This window comes from Pelagicoccus mobilis, assembly GCF_016595505.1.
In the GTDB taxonomy this organism is placed as follows: domain Bacteria; phylum Verrucomicrobiota; class Verrucomicrobiia; order Opitutales; family Opitutaceae; genus Pelagicoccus; species Pelagicoccus mobilis.
Map to the genome: position 1 here is coordinate 1 of NZ_JAENIL010000098.1, position 11,897 is coordinate 11,897.

Consider the following 11,897-nt stretch of genomic DNA (forward strand, 5'->3'; position numbering starts at 1 on the left):
CACTCAAAAAAAAAAAAAAGACCGCACCTTTCGGTACGGTCTAAAAATGAATGATCCAGAATACAACTACGCTGCGTCAGCGTCTTTTTTTGAACTGGATTTCTTGAAGACTGGTTTCTTCTTCCCAAGCACCACGTCTCGGTTAATCACGACCTCGTCCACATCGTCACGATCTGGCACTTCGTACATGATCTCAAGGGTGAGATTCTCCATGATGGAACGAAGGGCACGGGCGCCAGTACGGAGCTCGATCGCTTTCTCAGCGACAGCCTTCACAGCGCCTGCAGTGAGATTCAGCTTCACTCCATCGATAGCGAAAAGCTTCGCGTACTGCTTGATGATCGAGTTTTTCGTGTTGAGCAGAATGTTTTCGAGATCGCCAACACTGAGCTGCTCAAGAACGGAAACGACCGGCAAACGACCAATGAACTCCGGAATCATACCGAACTTCACGAGATCCTCCGGCTCGATCTTCTTCATGACCTGCTCGCCAGAAAGCTCCTCACGATTGTCTGAACCAAAACCGAGGGTAGTTCCCCCTGAACGCTTTTGAATGATCTCTTCGAGCCCGACAAAAGCTCCACCGCACACGAAAAGGATCTTAGATGTGTCGACCTGAATGTACTCCTGATTCGGATGCTTACGACCACCTTGAGGCGGCACGTTGCAAGTTGTGCCTTCGAGAATCTTCAGCAGAGCCTGCTGCACACCTTCACCGGATACGTCACGGGTGATCGAAACGTTCTCGGTCTTTCGGCCAATCTTGTCGATTTCGTCAACGTAGATGATTCCGCATTCAGCACGCTTCACGTCGTAGTTCGCAGCTTGAAGCAGGCGAAGAACGATGTTCTCCACGTCGTCGCCAACATAACCAGCTTCTGTAAGCGTGGTGGCGTCAGCGATCGCAAACGGCACGTCTAGAATGCGAGCAAGGTTGCGCGCGAGGAAGGTCTTTCCCGAACCTGTCGGACCGACGAGCAGGATATTGCTCTTCTCGACCTCCACATCGGCATACTCAGAAGGAGGGGCTGCGATAACAGCTTCTTCCTCCGATTCGCCTTCAACCGCCTTAGGAACCTCGAAACCGAGGCGCTTGTAATGGTTGTAGACTGCAACTGAAAGCACCTTCTTAGCGTGATCCTGTCCGATCACGTGCTGATCAAGAACCGCCTTGATTTCAGTCGGCTTGATCAGGTTGAAAGCTGGTTTCTCTTCAGAAGTCTTCTCTTCACCTCCAAGCTCGCGCTCGATAATCGTCTTACAAACCGACACGCAAGCATCGCAGATGTAAACGCCGGGACCGGCGATCATCTTGCGAACTTCCGACTGCGACTTACCGCAGAAGGAGCAGAGTGTCATGCGTGATGATTTTGCCATAAGACCGTTGGGAGATTAGTCTTTCTTGGAGTTGCCGTGGTAGACGTGGTCAATTACTCCGTACTCGAGGGCCTCGTCGGATGTCATCCAGTAGTCGCGATCGGAATCCTTCTGGATGCGATCAACGTCCTGACCAGTGCGCTCCGCCAACACGTTATTCAACGTCTCGCGCCAGCGAATGATTTCCTTGGCCTGAATCGAGATATCGGAGGCTTGACCGCCTGCGCCACCTGATGGCTGGTGAATCATGACGCGGCTGTTTGGAAGAGCGTAACGCTTACCTTTCGTGCCCCCAGCAAGGAGGATAGTCCCCATGCTAGCTGCCATACCGATACACCACGTTGAGATTTCACAAGACAGGAAGTTCATCGTGTCGTAAATCGCCATCCCCGCCGTGACGCTGCCACCTGGAGAGTTGATGTATACGTTGATGTCCTTCTTAGGATCCTCCATCTGGAGGAAAAGCAGCTGCGCGATGATCGCATTGGCGATCTCGTCATTGATTGGCGTACCGATAAAGACGATACGGTCCTTCAAGAGACGAGAGTAGATATCCATGCTACGCTCGCCGCGTCCAGTGTTCTCAATTACGTTGGGTAAGTAGTAGGGCACGTTGGTATTATAATTAAATGCGGTTCGCCACCTAACTATCTAGGCGTCGGCTAGTTGCTAAGCTTCGGTGACCTTAGCCTGATCAACTAGGAATTCAAGTGTCTTATCGTATAGGAGGGACGACTGAATGCGCCGAACTTGCTCTTGATCCTTGCGAAGCTCCTTCACGATGTCGTCTGGCTTCTGGCCGGACTGGTAAGCGCGCTGCATGATGAACTGGCTGAAATCCGTGTCCTCAACCTTGATCTCCTCCTTCTCAGCGATCTGAGTGAGGATGAGCTGGAGCTTAACCGCTTCGGCGGCTGCGGCTTTGGATTCAGCGTGGATCTCGTCCTTGTTCTCCTCGAGCTTCTCCTGAGGAACGCCTTGCTTCACGTTGTTCTGCACAACCTGACGCATCGCCATTTCAGTTTCGAACTCAACGAGGCTTTCCGGGAGAGGAATCTCTACCTTACCGGAAATCGCTTCAGTCACTTGGCGGCGGATGTCGGCACGGCGGTCTTGGGACTTCTTGCCCTTAACCATCTCCTCAACGCGATTCTTGAACTCGTCTACGCTCTCGACGCCTTGAGCCTTGGCAAATTCCTCGTCGAGAGTTGGCAGCTTGCGCTCGCGAACTTCCTGAACTTCAACGGCGTAGACAGCCTTCTTGCCCTGAAGCTCCTCGACTGAGAAATCAGCTGGAAACTCAACTTCGATCTCCTTCTTGTCGCCAGTCTTGAGACCTTCGAGTCCATCGCCGAGGCCTGGGATCAAACCGTGCTCAGAGCCGATTTCTTCCCAAGTCTGTGGCATCTTGGCGTAGACTGGCTTCTCTGAAGCGATTTCACTGATAGCGGTACCGTCAATCGTGCCTTCGTGGGAAAACTTCACGTAGTCGCCCTTGGCCGCTTCACGCTCGACAGGAGCGAACTCAGCACGCTCGGTGCGGATGCGGTCAATCGCTTCTTCTACGTCCGCTTCGGAAACTTCCTCGGAGAGACCTGTCACTTCGATCTCCTTGTACTCGGTGATCTCGAAGTCAGGGCGAACGTCTACGGTAAACTTAAGCTCAGCGTCTTGGTCGGCAGCGATTTCCACTTCCCCCAGATCAACCACGTTGATGAGGTTCAGCTCAGCTTCCTTCGTACCGTCTTGGTACGCCTTGGAGATCACACGCTGGCGGAGCTCGTCAGCAATCTGCTTCTTGAAGCGCTGGCGAATCATGTTCACCGGAGCCTTGCCAGGACGGAAGCCTGGAATCTTGGCCTGAGTGGCAAACTGCTTGAGCAGCGCTGTCTCTTCAGCAGCGATTTCGCTAGCTTCGAAAGAAACCGCGAGGGTTTTACGGGTATCGTTGACGTCTTGTATGTCGATTTTCACAGCGTATTGCGGGTGTCCAGTTTTCAGTTAGCCGGAGAAAATCGCGCAAACTAGAAGACATTTTTCCGGTCGGTCAATGGAATTAGACACGTCGACGGGCAAAAGCTGAGACGGAGGCCCATCGAGAGCCAAGCTTTCTCCAATTCGCGCTTGAGCGTGCATCCGATCACTGATGACTCTGCTTACTCCAAAATGTCACAAAAAGCGCTGGAATACCCTCTGCTCATCCTCGATACCTCGTCCCGCCGTACATGGGTCGGGCTTAAGCTCGCTGCGGACCAATTACTCGCTCGTTCCGAGGAGCAAGATCCGAGCAAAACCTTGTTCCGACTCTTAGAAGAGCTCTTGGATCAGACCGAAGTCTCATTGAGCGAACTCAAATCGATCGCTTTCTGCGCCGGCCCAGGCTCAATGCTCGGCGCGCGCACCACCTCGATGGCTATTCGAGCCTGGAAAGGCATCGGCATCCCGGCCGCCGAAAACGTCTACTTCTACAACAGTCTGCAAATCGGAGCGCTGCTAGCAGCCAAATCCGAACAAAACGGCCTAGTCGTGACCGACGCCCGCCGCTCCTCCTGGAACGCTCTTCCCTTCCCTTACGATTCCGCGGAATCCCTAAGACTCATCGAAAATCAAGAGCTGGAAAACCTTCAGCAACCACTTGTCAGCTTCGCAGAGTTCCCCGCCTGGACCAAAACAGAGGCCGCGATCACCCTCCTGACCTACGATCCGTCTCCCATATTCGAGAAGGAGGACTTCCTTCAATTGCTCTCCCTCACAGAAAATGCGACCCCGCTCACGATCCGCCACAACGAGTTCAAGAAGTGGGAAGCCAAAATCCATTCCGCTCCCCACCAATGAGCGGCATTGAACAGTTTCCCCGACGCTGCTGGGCAGAAATCGATCTCGCTGCGCTCGAACGAAACCTCATCGCGATCAAGGCAGCCCTCCCCGAGCACATACGCTACATTGCCATCGTCAAAGCGGACGCCTACGGGCACGGCATGCACCAAACAGTCGCTCGGCTCATGCAAGCGGGTATCGACATGTTCGGCGTCGCCAACGTAGCAGAAGCCGCAACCATTCGCGAAATCGGCGGATCCGGCTGGTCGATCCTCGTCTTAGGAGCGACTTTGCGCGAGGAAGCCCAATTCCTATTCGAGTACGACTTGATGCCCACCCTCTCCAGCGTCGAAGAAATCGAGTTTCTCGAGAACATGGCCGCCGAGCGAGGCGAGGTGCTCAAAGTGCACCTAAAGATCGACACCGGCATGGGACGCCTCGGTATCTGGCACGAAAATGCCGATCTTCTTTTCGACGCCCTCCGATCAGCCAAGCACCTGAAACTCGACGGCGTCTACACCCACTTCGCTCACGCCGAAACCGACGTCGAGTTCACTGAACGCCAGCGCCGTCGCTTCATGACTGCCCTCGCAAACGTCGACTGGCTCAACCCCAAAGAACTCCTGATCCACGCTGACAACAGCGCCGGCCTCACCAGCTTTTCGTGCGAAAGCGCTTACAACGCAGTCCGAGTCGGCCTTCTCCAGTTCGGCATCACGCCCTACGCCCAATCCCTTTTCGCAAAGGTCCCTACCACTCCAATCTTCAGCTTCAAAACACGGATCTCCCTCGTCAAGGAACTCCCAGCCGGAACCGAAATCAGCTACGGACGCACCTACCGCCTCAAACGCCCAAGCCGAGTTGCCATCCTATGCGCAGGCTACGGCGACGGAATTCCACGCACTCTCAGCAATAAAGGCTTCGCCCTCATCCAAGGACAACGCTGTCCCTACCTCGGTAGAGTCACCATGGACCAGACGATCGTAGACGTTACCGACCTAGAGCACGCTCCCGCCTCAGGTGAAGAGGTCTGCCTCATCGGAACCCAGGGGGACGGCGAGATCAAGATCGAGCAATTCGCCCGCTGGGCAGGCACCATTTCCTGGGAGATTCTCTGCTCCATCACAAAGCGAGTTCCGCGTACCTACAAGACCTCGATCGCGACAGGTTAACCGCTTTAGCTTACGCTTGTAGGATTTTTCTTGCTCTCAGTCAGTCACCGTTGATTCGATTAGCAAAGCTACCAAGTAGACCTCGTGTTGCTACTTAATTAAAAAAAGCATTGCCAACAAACCAATGCTCGCCCATCCCACAACACAAAACTACGACCACCTACGAGCAACTACCTAAAAATGACTTCGGCACGTAAAGTCTCGCTAGCCCTATTAATCTCGCTAGCGCTATCCGCAATCCAGCTTTCCGCTTCACCGACTTCCCACTGCGAAAGCAAGCATGTGCTAGCCTGCGCCAACAAGAAGCTCAACGAAGCCATCAGCAAGATTATCAAGGAACGACCACCAGTAGACGAGTTCGGCGTGGTCCTCGCAAATATCCACGACTTCGCGCCCGACTTGAAGCTAACCGCCAAGCGAGAGTTGGACTTCACTGACCGCCTGCAAATCGTAAGCGTACAAAAAGGTTCCGTCGCCGATGAGCTTGGACTCCGCCCAGGAGATCAACTCCTACAGATCAACAGCTTCTACGTATCAAGAGGAGAAACCGCGCTGGAAAAATTCTCGCAACGCGTGCTTCCAGCCGTCGATTGGCAAGAACCCCTCAACACAACCATCATCCGCGACGGATTCGGACAAAGCCGCTCTCTCAACGAGAGCGATGCCGAGAGCTAAAGCAGAGCTCGCAGCAGACAATTCAACAAACGCGTTCGAACTCCGAACGCGTTTTTTTTGCGCCCCTTAAGAAGCTCAGCAAAAATCCGCTGTTTACAGCTCACAACGAACAACTAGGGTCCCCCACGTACCTACGCCAGCATGTCCAAGACTCCCAACGAAATCGTATTTGTCTGCACCGCCAATACCTGCCGCAGCCCGATGGCCGCAGCTCTGCTCCGCCACGCCCTCTCCGCTCAGGATGAGCCAATCAGCACATTGAAAGTTAGCTCAGCAGGCGTATCCGCTTTCCCCGGACAAGCAGCAAGCCTCAACTCGGTCGACGCGCTCAAAAAAGTCGGCATCGATCTAAGCGACCACCAAAGCCAGGCAATCAGCCAAGAGATCGTCGACAACGCGCTCGCGTTCTTCTGCATGACCGACTCACACCTCGCGATGCTGAGCTACCAAATCGACCCGCCCCCGCAAAACGCATATCTCATGCGACAGTTTATCGGAGCCGGGGTGGACGACCAAATCCCAGATCCCTTCGGCGGCAGCTTGCGTCAATACGAAGCCTGCCGAGATAGCATGGTCGAAGCTATCCCCTCTTTGATCGAAGTAGTCAAAAAGCTCCACCAGTCGGCAAACCCAGCCGAATAGCACGGGCTCGACCTCATTCCAGCTCAACCAATTCCCAAACCTTGATATGGGCTCCTTCCTCTTTCTCTTCCTCAAAGGCGTCGCCATGGGCGCCGCAAACGTAATCCCAGGCGTCAGTGGCGGCACAATCGCCTTCGTAACCGGCATATACGAAGAGTTTATAGACAGCCTCAAATCCTTCGACCTCGAAGCCCTAAAACTCGCCAGCCGCTTCAAGATCAAGGAACTCTGGCAACACCTCAACCTCTCCTTTCTCATCCCACTATTCTTAGGCGTAGGCATCAGCCTCATATCGCTCGGTAAGTTGCTCGACTGGCTTTTCATCCACTACCCAGTTTTCGTTTGGAGCTTCTTTTTCGGATTAATCCTAGCCTCAGTCTACTACGTATCCAAAAATATCAGACGAAGAACAGTCTCGGTCTTCATTGCATTCGCTCTAGGCACCATCGCCGCCCTCGTACTCGCATTCCTAAAACCAGCTGAAGAAAACCCGGCCAACTACTACATCGCGCTCTGCGGCGTAGTCGCGGTATGCAGCATGATCCTCCCCGGCCTGTCAGGCTCTTTCGTACTTATTCTGATGGGGAACTACCAGCTCGTGATGCTTCAAGCCGTACCCAATCTCGATATAGCGATAATCCTCCCTTTCGCTATCGGCGGCGGTATCGGATTCATCATTCTCTCCCGCGTCATTTCATACCTGCTACATCACTTTCACGACGTAACACTCTCCACCCTCACGGGATTCATCCTCGGCTCGCTCGTCGTCATTTGGCCTTGGAAAAGCGAAGTGTACCTTCAAAACGATTCAGGAGGACTCATCCTCAAAAAGGGAGAAAAGATCGTACAGGGCTACGAGTGGTTCGCACCGGCCTTCGATAACTCAGGGACGTTTATTGCAATCGGACTCGGCGTATTAGGAGTCGTATCAGTAGCGCTGCTCGAGATGACAGCCGAATCCAAATAAGAGATACTCCAAGATTATTCATGGGCAGGAAAACGGTTATAGGCATCACAATCGCCCTTAGCCTCGCCGCCTGCAGCCTGATAGCTTACTCAAGTTACATTGGCTTCGAACGAAAGTCCCTCGCCGACAAACTCCCCGCCGACACATGGGCGTTCATAGAAGTCCGACACTTCAAAAAAGCGTTCATCTCCTTTATCCGAAATGAGGAACTCCACGCGGCCACGAACATAGCGAAGGCAATCTCCTACTCGATAAGCGGCCGTACGCCAGAGCCATCAGAAGAAGAACCAACTCAGGTCGAACCAGAGCTTTGGAACGAGTTGAGCAAGTTCATAAAAACCCGGATAGCTATCGCCCTCTTATCACCACCAAACGAACGAGATAAAACTCCGGCGGCAATCCTCGTCGCCCATTTCTACGGTTCCAAACAATCCTTCGAAGACACACTCAACAAATTCGCCTCACAAGCCTCGACCGAAGACGTATCGTTAGAATGGAGACAATTCGAATCCTCAGAAACACCCTATCAAACCCTGATTAGCCCCACCGCATCGCAGTCCCGCTATCCCGAAGTATCGTGGGCGATTCACAAAGAAATCCTCTATCTGGCCTCCTCCCAATCCGCGCTAAAGCGAATCCTAGCCCATATAGCCTCACCAGACAGCCCTAGCTTAGCCTCCCAAATCACGCTTCACCAAGCAGAGAAGCACATCGGAAGGTCCGACATCGCATTCTATCTAGAAGCGAAACAAAGCCTCGATTACTTCAGCCAGATAGCCGCTGAGAGAACATTCGAGATCGGCGGATTCAATCTGAATCTGAATCCAAGCGAAGCGCTATCCGAACTAGGTCTATACAATTTCGACTCCCTCTTCGGATCGCTCAGCCTGACAGGCGACCAAGAGACGTATTCGAGTTTAACCTACACCGATCAGCCTCGTATCCTCTCAGCCCTCCGGGCAAGCGACGATAGTCTACTACTTCAACCTCCAGACATCAGCTGCTACGCGTCCGACAACCTAAACTTAGATGCGGGCGAATTGCTGATCACCCTAAAAGACTCGTTTCTGAAAGCAGCTCCCCTAGCAAACTTCGCGTACATGTTCGTACACTCCGACATCCAAAAAGAAACCGGACAATCGCTCGACGAACTCCTCACCCAAGGCGTCGGAAACAACCTCTCCACATTCCAAACCCTCGACATTGGCACCACACGCCTATTTTCAGGCGAAACCAAGCAAATCGTAGTACACGACTCCGCAATCAAGATCGAACTGGGAGAAAACAACATCCCCTTAATAAACCTCATCAAATCTCAGTTTCCGAAAATCCAGAAGAGCCTCTACCCAAGAGCATATTTAGAAGACGGAGTTTTCTACATAGACCAATTTGAAGACAGAACTCTAACTTCAGGCAGGATCGCCATCCATCATTCGCCCAGCCATCTTACGATTGGTTTCGGGACCCTCAAAGCCTTCAAAACGCTCGTATCCAGAAAAGAACTCTACACACCAAAACCGCCGCTCGTTCCCAATCCCCCAACACAAGTCGGCAACGGAAACCTACTCCTCTCCAGCCTACCCGCAACGCTCTATGAGCTAGCGACCATTTTCTACCAACAACTGAATCCAGGAAAAAGCATCCCGATCGAGTTCTTGGAATTCGATTGGCGCACACTAAGCATTCTCGAGCAAGAACGCGAATCGAGACTCTACCACGATCCAAACGGCAGGCTCTATCGCGTCTCGAAAAAACGCCGGTAGTTTTCAGCGACCTGCAGGGTCAGCGCCTCAACAGGCACCTCATAAAGCTCCGCAGCAAATGCGTATACGGAAACGATATTTGCCGGATGGTTTAGCTCATAGTCTCCACCAATCCGATACATCCCCCCTCGATCTGCCCCCCTCATATCTGGAGCGTCGGTTTCAATTAAAAGGCGATCAAAAGGAACCGCTCGAAAAGCGGAGCGCTGCTTCTCCTTCCGCTCATGGGAAAAGTAGCCCGACAAAGAAAAATAAGCACCTAGCTTCACAAACGCCGGAACCATCTCTCTGGAGCCTCCAAATGAATGGAGCAGGAAGCCTCGTTCAGGCACAGGATTTGACCGCAGCAAATCCAACATACGCCCCCAGGCCCGTAGGCAATGGATGGATACAGGTCTATTTCGCTTCGCCGCCTGATCGAGTTGCCACAGAAAAGCCGGCTCCTGCACCGTGAGATCATGACCTTCAATCCACCGGTCTATGCCGATCTCCCCAACTCCCGAGCCTGGAAAACGATCCAAAAGCTCGAGCAAGCGCGATTCCCAGTTCTCGCTCGCCTCTCCAACTTTCCACGGATGCAACCCAAACGACGGACGCAAAACAGTTTGAGAGTCGCACAGCCCCGCTACGACTTTCCAATCCTCCTCGCACGTTCCGTTAACAACGACCTCCTTAACCCCAAGCTCCGAATACAAGCGAATCACCTCGTCCAGATTCGAAACGATTCTTGGATCCTGCAAATGGCAATGGGCGTCGTAATACTCCACGACACACAATCGAAACCATCTCGCGCCTTGAAGCGAGCCTCTTACACCTCGGCCAGTAACTCCTCGAGCCCGTTCAAGCCTTCCTCAAAGAAGGCCTCCATCTGCTCGTCCTCGTCTTCAGGTTCACTCGTCATCAGTCGGCCCTGCCAAGAGATGCGGCTGCCGCCATCGATCGATTCGACCCGAATCTTCGTGCGGTAGCGATTTTCAGCCCAAAGCCCGTCGACCGCCTGATAGTGAAACTCGTCGTGCTCCTCATCTTCCCAGAACTTCTCCACCAACTCAGTCTCACCGCCAGTGAGCGTAGAACGGCGATAGCGAAGTCCCTGTTCCTCAAAAATCGATATTTCCTCGATCCAAGGATGCCAATTAACAATCAAACCAGGAGCCGCTAGGATGCGCTCCACCTCTTCCTTGCTGAAAGGAATCTCTCTCTCAATTGATGCTCCGAGGATCTTCATGTGGGAAATTGAAAACGCCAAAAGCCCAAGTCAGAACGACTTTGGCTAACCTCGTATCGTCAGATCCGGGCACTCTTTCAGCCTTATCCCCAAAAAATACGATTTCTTAGCACTTTTGCCGCCCCCTCATCTCGGCTAGCGCTGAAGCGTCCCAAGCCTAGCGAGATTGAAGACGTATCTTGCTCAGCCCATTCAATCGGCAAGCATCCATAACATCAGTCACAGTTTCGAGCGGCGTCATGTTATGCGCTCGGATCAGCACCGGAATCTCATTGCTCAAATTCGAAAGCTGGGAAATAACCGCCTTCAGCTCGTCCAAGCCGACCTCCTTGTTCTCCAGATAAACCACACCCTCCTCGTCGATGCTGATCTGAATCTTGTCCGGCATCTCGTTTTTACCAGCCGATTCGATCGTTGGCAGAGTCAGATTGAGCGTCGTCATCTCCTTGAACTGCATGCTCACCAAGAAAAAGAAGATCAGGATCGTCAACACGTCCATCAAAGGAACTATGTTGATCGATGGCTTCGCACGCTTTCGTGTCAGCAAGCTACTCATACGTTCTTCAAACCAAGCTGCTCGAGGAGGCTCTCGATCTGCACCGCGTAGGTTTCGACTCGTCGTTGAAAATAGCTGTTCGCGATCAAGCACGGAATAGCCACCGCCAAGCCCATAACAGTCGTAGACATCGCCATCGCGATCCCCTTGGTAAACAAAGCCGGCTCCGGCAGTCCCGTATCAAGCGAAACATTCCCGAAAACCGTCACCAAGCCAGTCACCGTCCCCAGCAAGCCAAGCAAAGGCGCAGCGCCCACCACGATCTCCAAGAAGACAAGCCCCCGCTCCATCCGGTTTACCTCAAGGCGAGCATAAGCCTTCACCGCGCCCACATCCGCTTCATGCGTATGCCAGTGCTTCAAAATCCGCCCGAACGCAGACCCGAACTCCCCAGCTCCGCGACGCCCTTCAGCCGCCTCATCCGAAAGCTCCTCCGGCAAAATCGCGCTCTTTCGCAGCGAGAATAGTCGCTCGCAAATAACGAACACTCCCACAAGGGAACAAACGAGAAGCGGATAAACAAAAATCCCAGCGTCTTTAAAAATGTCTAACATAGTGGCAGGTAACAATAAACGATACGAACAACGCGCGTCGTGCCACAAAAGACTGCGATGCCGGCCACTTGTTCAACAGAAAAAAAGCCCCAGCCCTCCACTTGCGCAGTTTCATGTCGAACGTTCGACATGAAACTGCGCAAACG

At 53.0% G+C, this 11,897-nt stretch carries 13 protein-coding genes; 6 read left to right on the plus strand and 7 right to left on the minus strand.

Annotation, left to right across the window (positions count from 1 at the left end; translation table 11 throughout):
• Positions 1-66: 66 nt before the first annotated feature.
• The 3 genes from clpX to tig are packed head-to-tail and all read right to left on the minus strand — an operon-like array spanning position 67 to position 3,351.
• Complete coding sequence (clpX, locus tag JIN87_RS26915; RefSeq protein ID WP_200359635.1) at positions 67-1,377, minus strand: ATP-dependent Clp protease ATP-binding subunit ClpX; 1,311 nt, start codon at positions 1,375-1,377, stop codon at positions 67-69.
• A gap of 15 nt (positions 1,378-1,392) precedes the next feature.
• A complete protein-coding gene (gene clpP / locus JIN87_RS26920) occupies positions 1,393-1,989 on the minus strand; it encodes an ATP-dependent Clp endopeptidase proteolytic subunit ClpP (protein WP_200359637.1) in 597 nt (198 codons plus the stop codon).
• Positions 1,990-2,046: 57 nt separating this feature from the next.
• Entirely contained in the window at positions 2,047-3,351 is a 1,305-nt protein-coding gene (gene tig, locus JIN87_RS26925; protein WP_200359639.1) for a trigger factor, read from the minus strand.
• A gap of 192 nt (positions 3,352-3,543) precedes the next feature.
• Here tig and JIN87_RS26930 point away from each other — a divergent pair, with 192 nt between their 5' ends.
• The 6 genes from JIN87_RS26930 (at position 3,544) to JIN87_RS26955 (ending at position 9,413) form a co-directional block, all read left to right on the plus strand.
• Positions 3,544-4,212, plus strand: a complete 669-nt coding sequence (locus JIN87_RS26930; protein ID WP_200359641.1) for a hypothetical protein — start codon at positions 3,544-3,546, stop codon at positions 4,210-4,212.
• Entirely contained in the window at positions 4,209-5,366 is a 1,158-nt protein-coding gene (alr, locus tag JIN87_RS26935) for an alanine racemase (protein ID WP_200359643.1), read from the plus strand. Before JIN87_RS26930 ends, alr begins: the two co-directional genes overlap by 4 nt.
• A 180-nt stretch (positions 5,367-5,546) precedes the next feature.
• Positions 5,547-6,041 (plus strand): PDZ domain-containing protein, encoded by a 495-nt coding sequence (locus tag JIN87_RS26940; RefSeq protein ID WP_200359645.1) that lies wholly within the window; start codon positions 5,547-5,549, stop codon positions 6,039-6,041.
• 141 nt (positions 6,042-6,182) lie between these two features.
• Entirely contained in the window at positions 6,183-6,683 is a 501-nt protein-coding gene (locus JIN87_RS26945) for an arsenate reductase/protein-tyrosine-phosphatase family protein (protein WP_200359647.1), read from the plus strand.
• Positions 6,684-6,729: 46 nt separating this feature from the next.
• Positions 6,730-7,650, plus strand: coding sequence for a DUF368 domain-containing protein (locus JIN87_RS26950; protein ID WP_200359649.1), 921 nt, complete (start codon positions 6,730-6,732; stop codon positions 7,648-7,650).
• A 20-nt stretch (positions 7,651-7,670) separates the two neighbouring features.
• The gene (locus JIN87_RS26955) at positions 7,671-9,413 is read left to right on the plus strand and encodes a hypothetical protein (protein WP_200359651.1); all 1,743 of its coding nucleotides are present in this window, start codon (positions 7,671-7,673) and stop codon (positions 9,411-9,413) included.
• On the opposite strand, the gene JIN87_RS26960 is transcribed toward JIN87_RS26955, so the two are convergent.
• From JIN87_RS26960 to JIN87_RS26975, 4 genes are all read right to left on the minus strand, one after another.
• Positions 9,386-10,180: a TatD family hydrolase gene (locus JIN87_RS26960; protein WP_200359653.1), complete on the minus strand. Its 795-nt coding sequence runs from the start codon at positions 10,178-10,180 to the stop codon at positions 9,386-9,388. The genes JIN87_RS26955 and JIN87_RS26960 overlap by 28 nt on opposite strands.
• Before the next feature lie 41 nt (positions 10,181-10,221).
• A complete protein-coding gene (locus JIN87_RS26965; protein ID WP_200359655.1) occupies positions 10,222-10,641 on the minus strand; it encodes an SRPBCC family protein in 420 nt (139 codons plus the stop codon).
• Positions 10,642-10,798: 157 nt separating this feature from the next.
• Positions 10,799-11,197, minus strand: coding sequence for an ExbD/TolR family protein (locus JIN87_RS26970; protein ID WP_200359657.1), 399 nt, complete (start codon positions 11,195-11,197; stop codon positions 10,799-10,801).
• The gene (locus JIN87_RS26975) at positions 11,194-11,751 is read right to left on the minus strand and encodes a MotA/TolQ/ExbB proton channel family protein (protein WP_200359659.1); all 558 of its coding nucleotides are present in this window, start codon (positions 11,749-11,751) and stop codon (positions 11,194-11,196) included. Before JIN87_RS26975 ends, JIN87_RS26970 begins: the two co-directional genes overlap by 4 nt.
• Between the last annotated feature and the right edge of the window lie 146 nt (positions 11,752-11,897).

Excerpts from the sequence above, each read along its gene's own strand:
- clpX (WP_200359635.1), bottom strand. The coding sequence starts at position 1,377 with ATGGCAAAATCATCACGCATGACACTCTGCTCCTTCTGCGGTAAGTCG.
- JIN87_RS26930 (WP_200359641.1), top strand. The coding sequence starts at position 3,544 with ATGTCACAAAAAGCGCTGGAATACCCTCTGCTCATCCTCGATACCTCG.
- alr (WP_200359643.1), top strand. The coding sequence starts at position 4,209 with ATGAGCGGCATTGAACAGTTTCCCCGACGCTGCTGGGCAGAAATCGAT.
- JIN87_RS26940 (WP_200359645.1), top strand. The coding sequence starts at position 5,547 with ATGACTTCGGCACGTAAAGTCTCGCTAGCCCTATTAATCTCGCTAGCG.
- JIN87_RS26945 (WP_200359647.1), top strand. The coding sequence starts at position 6,183 with ATGTCCAAGACTCCCAACGAAATCGTATTTGTCTGCACCGCCAATACC.
- JIN87_RS26950 (WP_200359649.1), top strand. The coding sequence starts at position 6,730 with ATGGGCTCCTTCCTCTTTCTCTTCCTCAAAGGCGTCGCCATGGGCGCC.
- JIN87_RS26955 (WP_200359651.1), top strand. The coding sequence starts at position 7,671 with ATGGGCAGGAAAACGGTTATAGGCATCACAATCGCCCTTAGCCTCGCC.
- JIN87_RS26965 (WP_200359655.1), bottom strand. The coding sequence starts at position 10,641 with ATGAAGATCCTCGGAGCATCAATTGAGAGAGAGATTCCTTTCAGCAAG.
- JIN87_RS26970 (WP_200359657.1), bottom strand. The coding sequence starts at position 11,197 with ATGAGTAGCTTGCTGACACGAAAGCGTGCGAAGCCATCGATCAACATA.
- JIN87_RS26975 (WP_200359659.1), bottom strand. The coding sequence starts at position 11,751 with ATGTTAGACATTTTTAAAGACGCTGGGATTTTTGTTTATCCGCTTCTC.